This is a genomic window from Phaeospirillum tilakii (genome assembly GCF_042683125.1).
Classification (GTDB): domain Bacteria; phylum Pseudomonadota; class Alphaproteobacteria; order Rhodospirillales; family Magnetospirillaceae; genus Phaeospirillum; species Phaeospirillum tilakii.
In genome coordinates this window covers 131,758-148,457 of record NZ_JBHUIY010000006.1, presented here as the reverse complement: position 1 = coordinate 148,457, position 16,700 = coordinate 131,758, and the positions used below count along the sequence as shown (strand labels likewise).

Annotated in this window: 17 protein-coding genes; 4 read left to right on the top strand and 13 right to left on the bottom strand. The window is 72.0% G+C overall.

The window, feature by feature from the left end; genetic code table 11:
* The 5 genes from ACFSNB_RS05185 to ACFSNB_RS05165 all read right to left on the bottom strand — a co-directional run.
* Nucleotides 1–915: glycosyltransferase family 2 protein (locus tag ACFSNB_RS05185; protein ID WP_377314972.1), on the bottom strand; the 915-nt coding region annotated here is incomplete at its 3' end.
* The gene (locus tag ACFSNB_RS05180) at nucleotides 912–1,895 is read right to left on the bottom strand and encodes a glycosyltransferase family 2 protein (protein WP_377314971.1); all 984 of its coding nucleotides are present in this window, start codon (nucleotides 1,893–1,895) and stop codon (nucleotides 912–914) included. The genes ACFSNB_RS05180 and ACFSNB_RS05185, both read right to left, overlap by 4 nt.
* A gap of 221 nt (nucleotides 1,896–2,116) precedes the next feature.
* Nucleotides 2,117–2,521 (bottom strand): DUF6691 family protein, encoded by a 405-nt coding sequence (locus tag ACFSNB_RS05175; protein WP_377314970.1) that lies wholly within the window; start codon nucleotides 2,519–2,521, stop codon nucleotides 2,117–2,119.
* Nucleotides 2,522–2,534: 13 nt separating this feature from the next.
* Complete coding sequence (locus ACFSNB_RS05170) at nucleotides 2,535–2,966, bottom strand: YeeE/YedE family protein (RefSeq protein WP_377314969.1); 432 nt, start codon at nucleotides 2,964–2,966, stop codon at nucleotides 2,535–2,537.
* On the bottom strand, nucleotides 2,963–3,295 hold the full coding sequence (locus ACFSNB_RS05165; protein ID WP_377314968.1) for a metalloregulator ArsR/SmtB family transcription factor: 333 nt from the start codon (nucleotides 3,293–3,295) through the stop codon (nucleotides 2,963–2,965). The genes ACFSNB_RS05170 and ACFSNB_RS05165 overlap by 4 nt, the downstream gene beginning before the upstream one ends.
* A gap of 114 nt (nucleotides 3,296–3,409) precedes the next feature.
* Between ACFSNB_RS05165 and ACFSNB_RS05160 the strand changes: the two genes are divergently transcribed.
* Entirely contained in the window at nucleotides 3,410–5,074 is a 1,665-nt protein-coding gene (locus tag ACFSNB_RS05160) for an FAD-dependent oxidoreductase (RefSeq protein WP_377314967.1), read from the top strand.
* 161 nt (nucleotides 5,075–5,235) lie between these two features.
* On the opposite strand, the gene ACFSNB_RS05155 is transcribed toward ACFSNB_RS05160, so the two are convergent.
* A complete protein-coding gene (locus tag ACFSNB_RS05155) occupies nucleotides 5,236–5,613 on the bottom strand; it encodes a NifB/NifX family molybdenum-iron cluster-binding protein (RefSeq protein WP_377314966.1) in 378 nt (125 codons plus the stop codon).
* A 229-nt stretch (nucleotides 5,614–5,842) separates the two neighbouring features.
* Between ACFSNB_RS05155 and ACFSNB_RS05150 the strand changes: the two genes are divergently transcribed.
* The gene (locus ACFSNB_RS05150; RefSeq protein ID WP_377314965.1) at nucleotides 5,843–6,718 is read left to right on the top strand and encodes an MBL fold metallo-hydrolase; all 876 of its coding nucleotides are present in this window, start codon (nucleotides 5,843–5,845) and stop codon (nucleotides 6,716–6,718) included.
* Here the strand turns inward: ACFSNB_RS05150 and ACFSNB_RS05145 are convergent.
* The 6 genes from ACFSNB_RS05145 to tilS all read right to left on the bottom strand — a co-directional run bounded on the left by ACFSNB_RS05145 (nucleotide 6,702) and on the right by tilS (nucleotide 14,691).
* Complete coding sequence (locus tag ACFSNB_RS05145; RefSeq protein WP_377314964.1) at nucleotides 6,702–7,289, bottom strand: Tll0287-like domain-containing protein; 588 nt, start codon at nucleotides 7,287–7,289, stop codon at nucleotides 6,702–6,704. The genes ACFSNB_RS05150 and ACFSNB_RS05145 overlap by 17 nt on opposite strands.
* 82 nt (nucleotides 7,290–7,371) lie before the next feature.
* A complete protein-coding gene (locus tag ACFSNB_RS05140; RefSeq protein ID WP_377314963.1) occupies nucleotides 7,372–8,607 on the bottom strand; it encodes an ABC transporter substrate-binding protein in 1,236 nt (411 codons plus the stop codon).
* A 96-nt stretch (nucleotides 8,608–8,703) separates the two neighbouring features.
* Nucleotides 8,704–10,023, bottom strand: coding sequence for an alginate export family protein (locus ACFSNB_RS05135; protein ID WP_377314962.1), 1,320 nt, complete (start codon nucleotides 10,021–10,023; stop codon nucleotides 8,704–8,706).
* Nucleotides 10,024–10,115: 92 nt separating this feature from the next.
* Nucleotides 10,116–11,282 (bottom strand): dihydropteroate synthase, encoded by a 1,167-nt coding sequence (gene folP / locus ACFSNB_RS05130; protein WP_377314961.1) that lies wholly within the window; start codon nucleotides 11,280–11,282, stop codon nucleotides 10,116–10,118.
* A gap of 5 nt (nucleotides 11,283–11,287) precedes the next feature.
* The gene (gene ftsH / locus ACFSNB_RS05125) at nucleotides 11,288–13,213 is read right to left on the bottom strand and encodes an ATP-dependent zinc metalloprotease FtsH (RefSeq protein WP_377314960.1); all 1,926 of its coding nucleotides are present in this window, start codon (nucleotides 13,211–13,213) and stop codon (nucleotides 11,288–11,290) included.
* 47 nt (nucleotides 13,214–13,260) lie between these two features.
* Nucleotides 13,261–14,691, bottom strand: a complete 1,431-nt coding sequence (tilS, locus tag ACFSNB_RS05120; protein WP_377314959.1) for a tRNA lysidine(34) synthetase TilS — start codon at nucleotides 14,689–14,691, stop codon at nucleotides 13,261–13,263.
* 12 nt (nucleotides 14,692–14,703) lie between these two features.
* Here tilS and ACFSNB_RS05115 point away from each other — a divergent pair, with 12 nt between their 5' ends.
* Both ACFSNB_RS05115 and ACFSNB_RS05110 read left to right on the top strand, forming a co-directional pair.
* Nucleotides 14,704–15,609 (top strand): AsmA family protein, encoded by a 906-nt coding sequence (locus ACFSNB_RS05115; RefSeq protein WP_377314958.1) that lies wholly within the window; start codon nucleotides 14,704–14,706, stop codon nucleotides 15,607–15,609.
* A gap of 144 nt (nucleotides 15,610–15,753) precedes the next feature.
* Nucleotides 15,754–16,017, top strand: a complete 264-nt coding sequence (locus ACFSNB_RS05110) for a DUF2312 domain-containing protein (protein WP_377314957.1) — start codon at nucleotides 15,754–15,756, stop codon at nucleotides 16,015–16,017.
* 46 nt (nucleotides 16,018–16,063) lie between these two features.
* On the opposite strand, the gene cowN is transcribed toward ACFSNB_RS05110, so the two are convergent.
* Nucleotides 16,064–16,381: a N(2)-fixation sustaining protein CowN gene (gene cowN / locus ACFSNB_RS05105; protein WP_377314956.1), complete on the bottom strand. Its 318-nt coding sequence runs from the start codon at nucleotides 16,379–16,381 to the stop codon at nucleotides 16,064–16,066.
* Nucleotides 16,382–16,700 lie beyond the last annotated feature (319 nt).

Here is a 16,700-nt window from a genome sequence, read left to right as displayed (position 1 = left end):
CAGCGCCAGCGCCAGCAGCAGCCCGGCGCGCGGGCGGCCGAGGCAGGCGGCGGCGGCGCGGTCGGGGCGGCGCTGTTTCAGCGCCTCCACCGTGGTCGAGAAATGCCATGCCACCACCAGCGAGTCCTGGCGCGCCTCGGCGGCGGCGCGGGCCGGGCCGGCGGGCAGCCCGGCCAGGAAGCGGTCTCCGGCGGCGGCCAGGGCGGCGACGTCGGCGGCGCGCATCCGGTAGGAGGTCGAGCCGGCATGGCGGCGATAGAAATAAAGCGGCGGCGGCACCACCCGGAAGCGGGCGCCGGCCGCCAGCGCCCGGGCGATCAGGTCGTAATCCTCGCCGATGCGCAGGCCGGGATCGTAGCGGATGCCGCGCGCCGCCAGCCAGTCGCGCCGGATCAGCGGCTTCAGATAGCCGAGCGCGGCCCCGCCGGCGAACAATCGGTTGGCCCGCAGATAGGTCGCGAGGTCGATCTCGACCGGCCGCAGCCAGTCGGGGCCGGCCGGCAGGGTGGCGGCGTGGCGGCGGCCGGGCGGTCCGGCCTGGAAGGCGAGCAGGGTGTCGGCGACGATCTCGACCGGGGCGGCGCCCGCCGCCGCCAGCAGGATTTCCAGCCGGCGGGGATGGATCAGGTCGTCGCCGTCCATCACCGCCAGCCATTCGCCCCGGGCGACGGCAAGGGCGCGGTTGCGGGCGGCCCCCGGCCCCTCGCCGCATCCCTCCAGCAGGCGCAGGCGCGGATCGGCGGCGGCGTGGGCGCGGGCGCGGTGGGCGGTGTCGTCGGTCGAGCCGTCATCGACCAGCAGGATCTCGATCGCGGCGAGGCTCTGTTGCCGCACCGAGGCAAGGGCGGCGTCGAGGAACCGGCCGACATTGCGGCAGGCCATCACCACGCTGACCAGCGGGGGGAAAACGGTCACCCCCGGGCTCCCAGCAGGGCGGCCAGCCGGCCGCCGCCGCGCCGCACCAGCTGCTCGGCCAGATTGCGCAGCAGGAAGCCGCTGACGGTGGTGGAGCGCAGGAACGGGCGCAGGCAGGCACCCGGGTCGCGCGCCTTGACCGCCTCGATCAGCCGCAGCCACTGGATCCGGGCGTCGAGGCTGCGGCCGTGCGCCGCCAGGGCGGCCCGCTCGCGCCGGCCGAGCCCGGGGCGATCGAGCGCCCGGCTGCGGGCATACAGCCGTTCGAGGTCGGCGCGGCCGTGGGCGCCGCTCAGCGAATTCGGCCGCGCCACGCTGACATAGCCCTGGGCCGGCACCACCAGGAAGCGGGCCCCGGCCAGCAGGGCGCGGGCATAGAGGTCGAAATCCTCGCCCAGCCGCAGGCTTTCGTCGTAGTCGAGGCGGTGCTCGACCAGGAAGGCCCGCCGCATCAGCGGCTTGAAGAAGCCCAGCTCGCGCCGGTTGCGGCCCGGGCGCGAGACGTTGCCGCGCACGAAGCCGGCGAAATCAAGCGGCCACGGCGCGAACGCGCCGCCCAGCATCGGTTGGGGCTCGACCCGGTCCAGCGCGGACGCGGCCACCTGCAACAGGTCGTCGGCGACGAAATCCTGCCCGGCGGCAAAGCCGAGCAGCCCGGCCAGCCGCCCCGGCCGCAGGAAATCATCGCCGTCGAGCAGGGTGACATAGGGGGCCGAGGCCAGGGCCAGCGCCGCGTTGCGCGCCGCCGCCGGCCCCCGGTTGACCGCGAAGCGCAGCGAAACCAGACGCGGCTCGTCGCGGCCCAATTGGGCGATCCGCGCCGGGGTGTCGTCGGTCGAGGCATCGTCCACCACGATCACCCGCCCCAGCCCGTCCTGCGCCAGCGCCGATCGCACCGCCCGCTCGATGGTGTCGGCCCGATTCCAGGCGGCGACGATCACATCGACCCGAGGCGCCCCGTTTCCCCGCTCCCCGCTCATTTCCGTCTCACGCCGTTGCTGTCCGCGCGGGAAAATAGCAGGCTTGCGCCGGAACCGAAACCGCGAAAGTCATCGTGGGTCGCGCGCCTCTCGCGCGGGCTCTGCCCGCGACCCGCCGGGGCGATGCCCCGGACCTCCTTTGTTTTCATCGATAAAAAGAAGGTGGGGTTTGGGGAGCTTCGCTCCCCAAGCGGGTGCGGGCGGCAACCCGCCAGGGGGGCTCAGGGCAGCAGCCGGTGGGCCAGCATTCCGGCCAGCATCGCCAGCACGAACAGCACGCCCTGGCCGCTGCCCTCGCCCAGCAGCACCAGCGCCGGTCCGGGGCAGATCCCGGCCAGCCCCCAGCCGACGCCGAACAGGGCGCTGCCGGTCAGCAGGCGGCGATCGATCCGGGTGGCGGTGGGAAGCTGCATCGGCAGGCCGAGCCAGGAGCGTTCGCGCCGGCTTCCGGCGCGGAAGGCGAGCAGGCCGACCCCGATCGCCCCGGCCATCACCAGCGCGAGCGACGGGTTCCAGCTCCCGGCGAGGTCGAGGAAGCCCAGCACCCGGGCCGGGTCGGCCATGCCGGACAGGATCAGCCCCAGCCCGAACAGCAGGCCGGCGGCGAAGGAGATCGCGTTGCGCATGATCCTGCTCCGCTCAGATCAGGTGGCGGACGGCGAACACCGTCAGGAAACCGGTGGCCATGAAGGTCAGGGTGGCGGCCAGCGAGCGTGGCGACAGCCGCGACAGGCCGCAGACGCCATGGCCGCTGGTGCAGCCCGAGCCCAGCCGCGCCCCGAACCCGACCAGCAGCCCGGCCGCCACCAGGGTGGGCGTGTCGGCGGCGATCCGGGGCGGCGGCAAGGCCGCGACCAGGGTCCAGGCCAGCGGGGCCAGCCCCAGCCCCAGCACGAAGGCCAGCCGCCACGGGGTCTCGGCGCGGTCGGGCCGGCGCAGCAGGCCGCCGACAATGCCGCTGATCCCGGCGATGCGGCCGAGCGCCAGCAGCAGCAGCGCGGCGGCCAGACCGATCAGGGCGCCGCCCAGCAGGGCCGGGATGGGGGTGAAGCCGCTCCAGTCAAGGGTCATGGCAGGGGATCCTTCAGGGGGCAATAGAGGTCGAGCAGGGTGGCGAGCAGGCGGTGCAGCTTGGGATCGCCGACCGCGTAATAGATCCGCTTGCCCTCGCGCCGGGTCCGCACCAGCCCCTCGGTCCGCAGCACCCCCAGTTGCTGCGACAGGGTCGGCTGGTGGATGTCGAGCAGTTGTTCCAGCTCGCCCACCGATTTCTCGCCCTGGCACAACTGGCACAGCAGCAGCAGGCGGTTCTCGTTGGCCAGGGCGGACAGGGTGGTCGCGACCGCGCCGGCGGCCTGGCGCAGGCGGGCGGGATCGGGGGCGGGGAGGGCGGTGTCCATCACCATCTCATAATGTTTATATTAGTATAATATTGACAACGATGGCGTCTGGCAATAGGGTTCCGCCGTCGCCTTGGGGCGGCAAGCGGCAAATCTGCGTCTGGGAGCGGAGCCATGGAACAACTGAACATCGTGGTGATCGGTGGCGTCGCCGCCGGGGCCTCCTTCGCCGCCCGGGCGCGGCGCCTCAACGAAGCGGCGCGGATCACCGTGATCGAACGCGGCCCCGACGTGTCCTTCGCCAATTGCGGCCTGCCGTATCACATCGGCGGCGAGATCGCCGACCGGGGGGCGCTGGCGGTACAGTCGGCGGCGTCGCTGAAGGCCCTGCTCAATCTCGAGGTGCGGGTCGGCACCGAGGCGGTGGCGATCGACCGCGCCGGCAAGCGGGTCGAACTGCGCGACCTCGCCAGCGGGCGGCACGAATGGCTGCCCTACGACAAGCTGATGCTGGCGCCCGGCGCCTCGCCGCTGCGGCCGCCGCTGCCGGGGATCGACGATCCCCGCATCTTCACCCTGCGCAATCTTCAGGACATGGACCGGATCGTCGCCGCCACCAGCGCCGGGAAACGGGCGGTGGTGATCGGGGCCGGCTTCATCGGCCTCGAAATGGCCGAGCAGCTCCGGCACAAGGGGCTGGCGGTCGAACTGGTTGAATTGCAGCCGCAGGTGCTGCCGCCGCTCGACGCGCCGATGGCGGCGCTGATCGACAGCGAGCTGCGCCGGCACGGCATCGGCCTGCATCTCGGCGAGGGCATCGCCCGGTTCGAGCCGGCCGCCGGTTCTCTGCGCTGCCACCTTGCCTCGGGCCGCGCCCTCGACGCCGACATCGTGATCCTGGCGATCGGGGTTCGCCCCGACAGCGAGCTGGCCCGGGCGGCCGGGCTCGACCTCGGCCCGCGCGGCCATATCGTGGTGGACGGGTTCCAGCGCAGCTCCGACCCCGACATCTACGCCGCCGGCGACGCGGTCGAGACCGCCGACCGGGTCGGCGGTGGCCGTACCGCCGTGCCGATGGGCGGCCCGGCCAATCGCCAGGGCCGGGTCGCCGCCGACCATATCTTCCTGGCCGACAAGGCCCGGCCCTATCCCGGCTCGCTCGGCACCGGCATCTTGCGGGTGTTCGAAACGGTGGCCGGGCTGACCGGCTGGAGCGAGAAGCGGCTGGTGGCCGCCGGGCGGCCCTATCAGACGGTGACGGTCAATGACAGCCACCATGCCGGCTATTATCCCGGGGCGCGGCCGATGACCCTCAAGATCCTGTGGGAGCCGGACAGCGGCCGGCTGCTCGGCGCTCAGGTCAGCGGTTTCGAGGGAATCGACAAGCGGCTCGACGTGCTGGCGACGGCGATCACCGCCGGGATGACGGTCGAGGACCTCTGTCATCTCGAACTGGCCTACGCCCCGCCGTTCGGCGCGGCCAAGGACATCGTCAATCTGGCCGGCTTCGCCGCCTGCAATCGCCGCGACGGGCTGGTCAGCCACACCACCGACCTGCCCGACGATCCCCGGGTCCAGGTGGTCGATGTGCGCGGCGCGGCGCTGGCCGAGGCCTATCCGGTGCCGGTCCCGAGCGTCAACATCCCGTTCCCCACCCTGCGGGCCAATCTCGACCGGCTCGACCGCGACCGGCCGGTGGTCACCGTCTGCGCCTTCGGCAAGATGAGCTATTTCGCGGCGCGGGTGCTGGCCCAGCACGGTTTCGCGGTGCAGAGCTTCAGCGGCGGCCTCAAGGCCAATGTCGATCCGCGCACCCCGGGCAAGCTGCCGAGTCCCTGATACCGCCCGGCCAATGACCTGACCCGTTGGGTCAGGTCAGGCCGAGACGGTGACGCTCAATCGCCGCGCGGGCTGACCGGCCGCCGAACGGATCATTTTAAAGGGCGGCCGGTATGAACCGGCTCCGGGACCCGGCGCGAGAGCCGGGTCCCGGCGGGCGCTCAGTGATGGGCGCCGCAGGCGTGCTGCGGGGTGAATTGCTCCGCCTCGCCGGCCAGCAGGGCCTGGACCGCCGCGCCGACGCTGCCGTCGCGGCCGGGGCGGTAGACCGCGATCCCGGCGGCCATGAAGCCCATCAGCGGATTGCGTCCCATCCCGCCGGCGACCAGGGCATCGACGCCATGGTCGGCCAGCAGCCGGACCGGGACCATGCAGCCGCCCTCGGCATGGGGCAGGCCGGGCAGCAGGGTGACGTCGGCGATGGTGCCGTTGTCGATCCGCACCAGGGTATAGACGTCGCAGCGGCCGAAATGGCCGGCGAGCGGGGCGTCGAGCCCGCCCGGCAGTTCGGACGGCACGGCAATCAGCGACATGGACATCGGGCAGGTTTCCTGTGTTGGCCGTGACGAAACGGCGGGGGAGGGGCGGATCCCGGAAGCGGAGCGGTGGGAAGCCGCGCGTGCCAACGGTCAATAACGGGCCGGGATCCGCCCCCGCCATGACATTTTTCAATGAAGGTCCGGGCGGTTTGCTTGCTCAATGCGGGGGTAAATCGCCAGGGCGACGCGGTTGTTCATGGCGATATTTCGAGAAGAGGGGGGGGACGGCATGACGGGCGATGCCAGACTGCGTCTGGTGGTTGACAATCAGGCCGAGGCGGGGCTGGCGGTCGAGCATGGCTTCGCCGCCTGGATCGAGGCGGGCGGGCGGCGCCTGCTGCTCGACAGCGGGGCCGGTGGGGCACTGGTGGCCAACGCCGCCGCGCTCGGGATCGACCTCGCGGCGGCCGAGGCGGTGGTGCTCAGCCACGGCCATTACGACCATAGCGGCGGCCTGCCCCAGGTCCTGGCGGTGGCGGCGGACGCGGTGCTGTATGGCGCGCCCGGGATCGGCCGGGCCCGCTTCAGTTGCCCGCCCGGGCGGCCGCCCCGGGCGATCGGGATGGCGGCGGAGGTCCGGGCGCGGATCGAGGCGCTGCCGCCGGCGCGGCGGGTCGAGGTGCGGGAACCGCTGTGGCTGGCGCCGGGGATCGGTCTCACCGGCCCGATCCCGCGTTGGTCGGGCGAGGATGCCGGTGGGCCGTTCTTCCTCGATCCGGCGGCGGCCGAGGCCGATCCGCTCGACGACGATCAGGCGCTGTGGCTGGAAACCGCCGCCGGTGTGGTGATCGTGGTCGGCTGCTGCCATGCCGGCCTGATCAACACCGTCGAGCGGGTGCGCGCGGTCAGCGGCATCGACCGGGTGGCCGGGATCGTCGGCGGCTTCCACCTGCTCAATGCCGACGAGGCCCGGCTGGCCGACAGCGTGGCCCGGCTGCGCGCCTGGGCGCCCGATTTCGTGGTGCCGTGCCATTGCAGCGGCGCGGCGGCGGTGGCCCGGCTCGGCCGCGACCTGGGCGGGACGGTGGTCCGCCCCGGCCGGGCTGGACTCGCCCTTGGCCTCGGCCGGCTGTGCCCGGCCGGGGCGGCTACAGCGGCCGGCTGAGGGAGATGATCCCGCGCAGGTCGCCCGGCTGGAAGCCGGTCGCGCGATCCCGTGGGTAAAGCTCGGCCAGCGCCGCGCCGACCTCGGGCTTGAGGGTGACGCCATGGCAGGTGGCGCAGGGTTCGCCCATCGCGATCGCCTTGACGAAACGGAAGCTGGCGGTGCCGTCGGCGGCGGTGACGATCTCGCCGCGCGTCAGGGCGGTGGCGGGCTCGCCCTGGGCGATCCGGCGGGAGAACTCCTCCAGCGCCGCCGTCTCGAAGGCGTCGGGGGCCGAGGACGGGTTGCGCAGCCGCAGCGCGGTCCGCTTGATGCGCCAGCCGCTGTCGGCGCCGAGCCGGTCGGCGATCGGCCCGGCCTGCTGCTGGCAGGCGCCGATCGCCGCCACCGGGCCGCCCGCTTCCATCGCCTGCTTCAGCGCGGTTTGCAGCGAACCGGCATAGCGCGCCGCCAGGGCGTCGGCCTCGGCGGTCAGGCGGGGGGTGGGGTCCTCGGTCGGCGCGAGCAGCAGCCCCAGCAGGGGCAGGGCGATCAGGATCGGCAGCAGGTAAGGCAGGGGCGGGCGGGACATCGGGTTCTCCTTCGGCCGGGGCGAAGGGATAATATTAGGACAACATGATTCTCGGCAAGCCTTGCGCCCGGCGCGGACGGGATCAGTCGCGGGGATCGGCCGGCACGCCGTCGCTTCCGGTCCGGCCGACCACCACGTGCAGCGGCTTGTCGTTGAGGTCGCCGGTTTCGTCGAAGCTGTAGAAGCCGTTGGCGCCGCGCCAGGACGGGTGGAAGCGCAGGTGATAGGACAGGTCGAGCGGATTGAGCGAACGGGTTTCGCGCACCGCCGCCGCCAGCATCATCAGCGCGTCATAGCCCTGCGCGGCGGCGGTGTCGGGCAGGCGGCCGAACCGGGCCTGATAGCGGGCGACGAAATCCTGGTTTTCCGGCGCGGGATCGGCGCGGTTGTAGAGTGAGAGGAAGGTGACGCCCTCGATCGCCCCGCCGCCCTCGGCGAGGATCGCGTTGCCGAGGTCGGCGGCCACCACCACCGGGGTGGTGACCCCGACCTCCCGCCGCTTGCGCAGGAAGCGGACGATCTCGGCGTCATCGCCCCAGAACAGGATCACGTCGGCCTCGATCAGGGTCAGCCGGTTGGCCGGCTCGCGGAAATCGTGGGTGCCGGGGGGGAACGACCATTGATAGACCAGCCGGCCGCCATGGCTTTCCTGTTCGATCTGATATTGGTAGAGCAGGTTGCGGCCGTAGGCGTCGTCGCGCCAGACCACGGCGTAGCGTTTCTCCGCCGGCCGGTCGGCCGGGAAGCGGGCGAGATGGCGGGCGATCTCGTCGGTGGTCTGCACGGTGCGGATCACGTATTTGGCGTCGTGGCGGGTCACCGCCTGGTTGTTGACGTTGACCAGGATGTGCAGCAGGCGGGCGCGTTCGAAGATCTGCGCGGCGCGCACCGCGACGCTTTCGTCGTCATAGCCGATCACCGCCGCCATCTCGGGGGTGGCGGCGAAATCGAGGGCGATGGCGTGGCCATGGCGCCAGTCGTCGTTGTCGTCGCGCAGGTCGAGCCGCAGCTTCGGCCCGCCGGCGAGGTTTTCGGCATTGATGCGGTCGCGCGCCAGCACCAGCCCGTCGGCCATGCCGGGGCCGCTCAGCCGGAACGGCCAGGACACCCCCACCAGCATTTCGTCGCTCTTGTCGTTGAGCAACGCGGTGCGGCGCTGCCCCATCTCCTCAAGCGAGCGCCATTGCGGGCTCAGCGCCAGCAGCAGCGCGACCACCCCCCCGGCGCGGATCAGCCAGAGGACAAGGCCCCGGCCGCCGGTCCGCGCCGGGGGGCGGGAAGCGGTGGAGGCGGGCGCGGGGCGGGGGTCGAGCGGCATCGGCTCCAACGAAGGGAGGAGGAACGGGCGGTGCTGTTCGCAGTCTGGTCGATGATGGGGCGGTTGCCAAGCGCCGGGCGGGGGCAATCCCCCGGGTCAGAACCGCAGGGTGGCGATCAGTTCGGTCACCAGGGTCGGATCGTCGCCGTAATGCCGGCGGGCATAGGCCTCGGGCGCCAGCAGGCCCCACACCCCGCTCAGGGTCAGCCAGGGGGCGGCGGTCCAGTCGGCGTAGAGATCGATCTCGCGGCCGAAATCGCGCGATTCGCAGGCGGCGGCGCGGTCGAGGGCCAGGGCGTACCAGATCGCGCCAACCCGCAGATCCTCGCGCGGGCCGGCGGCCAGCTGGACCATGTGCAGGTTTTCGTTGCTGTTGAACAGGTAATACTGGCCGGCGACCTCGCCGTGATAATACGAGCCCCAGCCGCGCACCATGCCGTAGCGCAGCGGGTCGAAATTTTCCGAACGGTCGCGGCTGGCGGGATCGTCGCCGCTGAAATGGGCATAGCGGTAGGTCAGAACCGGCCGCCAGGGCAGGGCGGAAAAGCTCCAGCCGGCCTCGGCGTACCAGCCCTCGGCGGCGAGGCGGCGGCCGGTGCCGTCATTGCGCTCGATCACCCCCTCCGCCGCCAGGGTCAGGTCGGGCAGGGCGGCGAGCGGGGTGCCCCGGGCGCGCAGATCGACCACCCGCATCCCCTCGCGCAGGCTCGACACCCCGTCGCTGCCGAGGCGGCCCGAGCCGGTCGGGTTGTCGTGGCCGAGCCGCAGCAAGGCCGCCCCGATCGTGCCGCGCTCGCCGAAGCGGGCCTCGACATTGACCCCGGCGATGCTCATCCCGCCGGTGTCGGGGTCGCTCTTCAGCCAGAACAGGTCGGCATGGAGCGGATCCCAGCTGAACCGCCCGATCGCCGAGCCGGCCCAGGCCGAACGCGGCCCGAACCAGCTTGCGCCCTCCCGCCCCTGGTCGAGATTGCCGTCATTGAGCAGGAAGCCGTCGCCCATCAGGAAATCCTGGCGGCCGAACGACAGGTCGATCGCATCGGTCTGCCCCAGCAGATCGCCCGATTTCCACCCGACCATGGCGCGTTCGAGGTCGGCATGCGACACCCCGCCATGGGTCAGTTGATTGGGCGCGATGGCGTCGCCCTCCCCCTGGGTGGTCGAGCCGACCACCGACACCGCGCCATAGACCGCCCCCAGCCCGGGCCGGTCGAGCCGCACGGTCAGCCCAGGCTTGAGATAGCCCTCGCCCCAGTTCGGCGACCGAACCTTGCCGCTGCCGTCGCGGCGACCAACCCCCTGCCCAAACCCGGCATCGCTGACCGAGAACACCCCGATCCCAGCGGTCAGTTCCGGCGTAACGGTCAGCGCCTCCTCGGCGCGGGCCGAACTGGATAGAACGCCCGCGACCAGCATAAAAAAGAAGGGGGTCCGGGGCATCGCCCCGGCCGGGCGCGGGCGGGAGCCCGCCCTCACGTTGCGTTGCGCGCGCTGGCGGGCGCCCGCCATCAAGCTCCGCCGCGCATGCCCTGCCAGACGCGCAACGCCTGACAGGTCTCGGCGACATCGTGAACGCGCAGGATCTGCACCCCGGCATCGAGGCCGGCGAGATTGGCGGCGAGGGTGCCGGGCAGACGCTGGCGGGGCGGCTCGTCGGCGGAGAGGGCGGCGATGAAACGCTTGCGCGACACGCCGAGCAGCAGGGGACAGCCGAAGCCGTGCAGCAGCGGCAAGGCGGCGAGCACCTGGGCGTTGTGCTCGGTGGTCTTGCCGAAGCCGATGCCGGGATCGAGACAGATCCGCGCCCGGTCGATCCCGGCCGCCTCGGCGGCGGCGATCCGCTCGGCCAAGTGGTCGGCGACGTCGAGCGGGGCGCAATCGTAGTGCGGGTCGGCCTGCATGGTGCGGGGATCGTCGCCCTGCATGTGCATCAGGCACAGCGCGGCGCCGCTGGCGGCGGCGACGCGCAGCGAGTCGGGATCGCCGGTCAGGGCGGTGACGTCGTTGATGATCCTGGCCCCGGCGGCGACGGCCGAGTCCATCACCCGGGCGTGGCGGGTGTCGATCGAGACGACCAGGCCGCGCTCGGCCAGGGCGCGCACCACCGGCAGGACACGGCGCTCCTCCTCCTCCGGCGCGACCGGGGCGGCGCCGGGGCGGGTGGATTCGCCGCCGACATCGAGGATGGTGGCGCCGGCGCGGGCCAGCGCCAGCCCGTGGGCGATCGCCGCGTCTGGATCGACGAAATCGCCGCCGTCGGAAAAGCTGTCGGGGGTGACGTTGACGATCCCCATCACCAACGGGGCGTCGAGGGCCAGCCCGGCCCAGGGGTCGCGGCGGCGGCCGATCCGGCGCAGGGTGTCGGCGATGTGGCGGCTGACCTCGGGCGACTCGACCTCGGCCCAGTCGAGCACGGCGGAAAACGGGGCGAGGGTGACATGGGCGCCGCCCTCGGGGCTGCGCAGCACCACCGCGACGGCGGTGAACACCAGCGGGCCGTCGGCGATCGGCCAGCCCTGGCCGGCGATCACCGCGGCGGCGCCCTGCTCGCCGGCGACGATGCCGGCGGGCAGCAGATAGAGGGCGCGGGCCAGATCCAGCCCGGCCAGGGCGAAGCCCCGTGGCAGCACGGGGCAACGCTGGAAGGCCGAGGCGACGGCGGGAACCGCGCCCATCGCGGTCAGGCCCGGGGTTCGGGCTCGGGGCCGAAGCCCGGGCCGCCGGCCGAGGGGCCGCCCGAACTCGGCACCGACGAGCGCCGGGGCGTCTCGCGCGGCTGGAAGCGGGTGCCGTCGGGGCGGATGATCGCCTCGCCCCGGATCAGGGTTTCGATGTCCTCGCGCGACAGGGTCTCGTATTCGAGCAGACCCTTGGCGATGGTCTCCAGATCCTCGTTGAAGCGGGTCAGGATGTCGCGCGCGGTGGCCTCGCCCTCCTCGACGAACCGGCGCACCTCAGAATCGATCAGGGTGGCGGTGGTCTCGGAGATGTTCTTGGTCTGGGTCACCGAATGGCCGAGGAAGATCTCCTCCTGGTTCTCGTTGTAGCGCAGCGGCCCGAGCTTGTCGGAGAAGCCGTATTCGGTCACCAGCTTGCGGGCCAGTTCGGTGGCGCGCTGGATGTCGTTGGAGGCGCCGGTGGTGACCGCCTCCGGCCCGAAGGTCAGTTCCTCGGCGACGCGGCCGCCGAAGAACGAGGCGATCATCGCCTTGATCTGCTTCAGCGACATCGAATAGCGGTCGCGCTCGGGCAGCGACATGGTCAGACCGAGGGCGCGGCCGCGCGGGATGATGGTGACCTTGTGCAGCGGCTCGTGGCCGGCGACGTGGAGCATCACCAAAGCGTGGCCGGCCTCGTGATAGGCGGTGAGCTTCTTCTCGTCCTCGCTCATCACCATCGAGCGGCGCTCGGCGCCCATCATCACCTTGTCCTTGGCTTCCTCGAAATCGGCCATGCCGACCACCCGCTTGCCGGCGCGGGCGGCGAGCAGGGCGGCCTCGTTGACCAGATTCGACAGGTCGGCGCCGGAGAAGCCGGGGGTGCCGCGGGCGATGATGCGGGCATCGACGTCGGGCGACAGCGGGACCTTGCGCATGTGGACGCGCAGGATCTTTTCGCGGCCGGCGATGTCGGGGTTGGGCACCACCACCTGCCGGTCGAAGCGGCCGGGGCGGAGCAAGGCCGGGTCGAGCACGTCGGGGCGGTTGGTGGCGGCGATCAGGATCACGCCGTCATTGGATTCGAACCCGTCCATCTCGACCAGCAACTGGTTGAGGGTCTGTTCGCGTTCGTCGTTGCCGCCGCCGAGGCCGGCGCCGCGATGGCGGCCGACCGCGTCGATCTCGTCGATGAAGATGATGCAGGGGGCGTTCTTTTTGCCTTGCTCGAACATGTCGCGGACGCGGCTGGCGCCGACGCCGACGAACATCTCGACGAAGTCGGAGCCCGAGATGGTGAAGAAGGGGACGTTGGCCTCGCCGGCGATGGCGCGGGCGAGCAGGGTCTTGCCGGTGCCGGGCGGGCCGACCAGCAGGCAACCCTTCGGAATCTTGCCGCCGAGGCGTTGGAACTTCTGCGGGTCCTTGAGGAACTCGACGATTTCCTCCAGCTCCTGCTTGGCCTCGTCGATGCCGGCGACGTCCTCGAAGGTGACGCGGCCGGTCTTTTCGGTCAGCAGGCGGGCGCGGCTCTTGCCGAAGCCCATCGCCTTGCCGCCGCCGGACTGCATCTGGCGCATGAAGAAGATCCACACCCCGACCAGCAGCAGCATCGGGAACCACGACACCAGCAGGCTCCACACCGTGGGGGTGTTCTCGGCCGGCGGCACGGCGGTGATGCGGACGTTCTGGGCGCGCAGCCGGTCCACCACGCCCGAACTCTCGGGCAGGTAGGTGGCGAACGGCCGTCCGTCGCTGTAATGGCCGTTCAGCGAGTTGCCCTGGATGGTGACGTCGGTCACGCCGCCCCGCTCGACATCGGACAGGAAGTCGGAAAACGACACCTGTCCGGTCCCGCGCTGGGGGGTTGAGGCCTGGAAGAGGTTGAAGAGCATCACCAGCAGCACGGCGATGATGACCCACAACGCCAGGTTCTTGCTGAAATTCAAGGTCGGGTCCTTCCTGGTTTGGCGTCGCCGCCGCCGGGCGCCGGGGCCTACGCCGAAGACATCGCCCTGGATATGGGGGCGGACACCGCCGGCACAAGAGAACAGCCAACGGTGGTCAGGGCCAGGGCCGGGGCCGGCTCCAGCCTGCGCAGCACCGCGCGCGCGCCCGCAAGGTTATAACTGAGGCGTGGCACCGCGAAAACACCTCGCTGGTCATGCAGGGCGGGAATCGTCGCCCGCGCCGCCGCCGGGATGCCCAACAGCCGGGCCGCCTCGCCGAGCGCCCGTCCCGGCGCCGGGCCAAGCCCGCCCAGAAGCAGCCCGGGCGGGGCGTCGGCGGCGACGGTGGCACGGAAGCGACGATCCCACCATACCGCGCCGCCGGGGGGCAGCGGCACCGGCGGTTCGGCGCGGGCGGCCTCGCGGCAGAGGGTCCAGGAGCCGCCGGCGGCGGTCAGGGCGCAGGCGGCCAGGGTGGCGGCGCCCAGTCCGCCGCGCAGGGTGTCGGCCAGCCGCAGCAAAGCGGGGTGGCGCGGCGGCAGCGGCTCGCCGCCGATCGCCGCCAGCAGGCGGGCGAGCAGGCGCAGGGCGATCTCGTCGGGCAGGCGGGCGAAGCCGGCGGCATCGAGCCGGGCGAAGCCGGCGGGATCGAGCCGGGTCAGGGCGGCGGCGGCGCGGGCGGCGGCGGCCTCGAGCGCGGCGCGGGCGCGGCCGAGCCGGTCGGCGGCGGCGGCCAGCCGGGCGGCGTCCATCCCCTCGGCGGCCAGCAGCGGGGCGAGGCCGCGCAGCCGCACCCGGGCATAGGCCGGGTCGGTGTTGGAGGGATCCTCGATCCAGTCCTGGCCCCGGGCGGCGAGGGTGGCGCGCAGGCGGGCACGGGGGATGTCGAGCAGCGGGCGCAGGATCTGGCCCCAGCGGGTGGGGCGGCAGGGGGCCATCGCCGCCAGCCCATCGACCCCCGAGCCGCGCCCGAGCCGCAGCAGCAGCGTTTCCGCCTGATCCTCGCGGTGATGGGCGAGCAGGAGATGGAGCAGCCCGGCCGCCGCGCACCATTCCTCCAGCAGCCGGTGGCGGGCGGCGCGGGCGGCGGCCTGGAGATCGGCGGCGGGGCGGGGCCCGGCGCGGACCAGCACATGGTGGGCGATGGCGCGTTTGGCCAGCCAGTCCCCGACCCGCGCCGCCTCGGCCGCCGCCTCGGGGCGGAGGCGGTGATCGACGGTCAGCGCGGTGACCGTCCCGCCCCGGGCGCGGGCCCAGGAATCGGCCAGCAGGGTGAGGGCGAGCGAATCCGCCCCGCCCGACACCGCGACGGCGAGGCGGGGGGCGGGTTCGAACGGGCCGAGCCGGTCCATCAATGCGGCAAAATCGGGGTCGGTGAGGGGGCTGTCGTCCATCAGGTCAGCATAACGGCCCCGCCCCGGCGGAGTCTCGACAAGCGCGGCGGGGTGGTCGAGACTGGCGGCCATTTCAGCAACCACGAGGGAGCCCTCATGCGCAAGTTCATCATCGGCGTCGGTCTGTTGCTGGCGGTGATCGCCGGCGGGCTGTTCTATCTGTTTTCCTCGCTCGACGGCATCGTCAAGACCGTGATCGAGCGGGTCGGCAGCGAAGTCGCCGGCACCAAGGTGTCGGTCGGCGGGGTCGCGCTCCGTCTGGCCGAAGGCAAGGCGACGCTGTCCGGCCTGACCGTGGCCAACCCGCCCGGCTTCTCGTCCGAGCCGGCGATCCGGCTGGGCGAGGTCACCATCGCGCTCGACACCACCACGCTCAACCATTCCCCGATCGTGATCAAGGAGGTGTCGGTGGCGGCGCCGGCCGTGGCGCTCGAACTCGGGGCCGGGGGCAGCAATCTCGCCGTGCTGCGCCGCAACGTGACCGGCGCCACCGCCGGCCAGGACGAGGCGGCGCCGGCCAAGCCGGAGGACGCGGCCCCGGCCGAGGCGGCCAAGCCGGAAGAAGCGGCCAAGCCGGAAGCGACCCAGGCCGAACCCGCCAAAACCGAGCCGGCCAAGCCGGAACCGGCCAAGGCCGAACCCGCTAAGGCCGAACCCGCCAAGGCGGAACCGGTCAAGGCCGAGGCGGCCAAGCCGGCCGAGAAGAAGGTGGTGATCCGTCATCTGGCGATCGCCCAGGGTCGGGTCAGTCTGGCGGTGACCGGTCTGCCCGGCGCCAGCACCACCGCGCGGCTCGACGACATCGTCCTCAACGATCTGGGCGAGAAGAGCGGCGGGGCCACTGGGGCGGAGATCGGCCGGGCGGTGCTCGACGCGGTGCTGTCGGCGTCGCTCAAATCCTCGATCAGCCTCAGCGCGCCGCAGGGGGGCGCGGTGCTCGACGCGGTCAAGCAGGCGCTGCCCGAGCAGGCCGGCGAGGCCCTGAAGGCGCTGGGCCGCTAAGACGGCGGTCTGGCATCGACCTGGGGGAGCCGGCCGGTCGGCCGGTTCCCCCGGCGGTCGAGCCGTTCCGCCCGCCCGTGACAGGGGCGGAAAAGCCGGTTATGGTCGGCCCTCCGTTTTTTCGTAGCGTAAGGACCGTAGGTGATGAGCGAAGAGTCCAGCTCCAACGAGATCGGTGGCATTGCCGCCGACGCCCTGCGCCAGTTCGTCGATCGGATCGAGCGGCTGGAGGAGGAAAAGAAGGCGCTGTCGGACGACATCAAGGACGTCTACGCGCAGGCCAAGTCGCAGGGATTCGACATCAAGATCCTGCGCAAGATCATTTCGCTGCGCAAGAAGGACCGTCAGGAGCGGGAGGAAGAGGAAGAGATCCTCGCCCTGTACCTCGCCGCGTTGGGCGAGGCCTGATCCGGTCCGACCGGGGCGCCGCCGTCGGGCGGCGCCGCCCGGCGGCTCAGAAACACTCTTCTTCGAGTTTCTTCAGCGCCTCGAGCGCCGCCTCGTCGTCATGGTCCTCGAACATCTCGACCATGTAATAGACGTGCGAATGCAGCAGCAGCAATTTGTCGGTGGTCGGGGTGTCGCTGGATTCGGCGACGGCAAGGCGCTGCTTGAACCGCTCCCACAGCGCGTTGCTGGTGGCCGGATCGTCGATGTAGCGGCGCAGATGGGCCATCACGGCGGCCATGTTGGCCTCGAAATCGATGCCGCGGAAGCTGACATAGCGGTCGGGGGAATCGGTCTCGGCGGCGGGAGCGGGAGCGGCGGTCATCGACGGCACCTTCGGCTGGGTGGGGTGGGGGTAGGCCACCCTGACCCGCCCGGGGGCCTGCTGCCAACCCTTCCCGCCCGAAATGCCGGACTCTTGCACCAACGGCAGATTTGCCGCACCAACCGCAGGCGGGCGGAAGGAGAGGGGGCGGGAGCGGTCCGGCAAAATCCCGGCAAGATTTCCGCGCGGTGGGGCGGGGCGGTCAGAAAAAAGCGAAATGTGTTGACGGCGGCCATCGGTTCATGAGCAAATGAACCATTCGAATTCGTTGGGCATTTCCCACAGCCATCCCGTTTGCGGGCGACCTCTGGACCTACCC

What these genes read in the sequence shown, in the direction of transcription:
- ACFSNB_RS05115 (WP_377314958.1), top strand. Translation starts at nt 14,704, where the DNA reads ATGCGCAAGTTCATCATCGGCGTCGGTCTGTTGCTGGCGGTGATCGCC.
- ACFSNB_RS05140 (WP_377314963.1), bottom strand. Translation starts at nt 8,607, where the DNA reads ATGCCGCTCGACCCCCGCCCCGCGCCCGCCTCCACCGCTTCCCGCCCC.
- ACFSNB_RS05180 (WP_377314971.1), bottom strand. Translation starts at nt 1,895, where the DNA reads ATGAGCGGGGAGCGGGGAAACGGGGCGCCTCGGGTCGATGTGATCGTC.
- ACFSNB_RS05135 (WP_377314962.1), bottom strand. Translation starts at nt 10,023, where the DNA reads ATGCTGGTCGCGGGCGTTCTATCCAGTTCGGCCCGCGCCGAGGAGGCG.
- ACFSNB_RS05145 (WP_377314964.1), bottom strand. Translation starts at nt 7,289, where the DNA reads ATGTCCCGCCCGCCCCTGCCTTACCTGCTGCCGATCCTGATCGCCCTG.
- cowN (WP_377314956.1), bottom strand. Translation starts at nt 16,381, where the DNA reads ATGACCGCCGCTCCCGCTCCCGCCGCCGAGACCGATTCCCCCGACCGC.
- ACFSNB_RS05155 (WP_377314966.1), bottom strand. Translation starts at nt 5,613, where the DNA reads ATGTCCATGTCGCTGATTGCCGTGCCGTCCGAACTGCCGGGCGGGCTC.
- ACFSNB_RS05170 (WP_377314969.1), bottom strand. Translation starts at nt 2,966, where the DNA reads ATGACCCTTGACTGGAGCGGCTTCACCCCCATCCCGGCCCTGCTGGGC.
- ACFSNB_RS05150 (WP_377314965.1), top strand. Translation starts at nt 5,843, where the DNA reads ATGACGGGCGATGCCAGACTGCGTCTGGTGGTTGACAATCAGGCCGAG.
- folP (WP_377314961.1), bottom strand. Translation starts at nt 11,282, where the DNA reads ATGGGCGCGGTTCCCGCCGTCGCCTCGGCCTTCCAGCGTTGCCCCGTG.
- ACFSNB_RS05165 (WP_377314968.1), bottom strand. Translation starts at nt 3,295, where the DNA reads ATGGACACCGCCCTCCCCGCCCCCGATCCCGCCCGCCTGCGCCAGGCC.
- ACFSNB_RS05160 (WP_377314967.1), top strand. Translation starts at nt 3,410, where the DNA reads ATGGAACAACTGAACATCGTGGTGATCGGTGGCGTCGCCGCCGGGGCC.
- ACFSNB_RS05175 (WP_377314970.1), bottom strand. Translation starts at nt 2,521, where the DNA reads ATGCGCAACGCGATCTCCTTCGCCGCCGGCCTGCTGTTCGGGCTGGGG.
- ACFSNB_RS05110 (WP_377314957.1), top strand. Translation starts at nt 15,754, where the DNA reads ATGAGCGAAGAGTCCAGCTCCAACGAGATCGGTGGCATTGCCGCCGAC.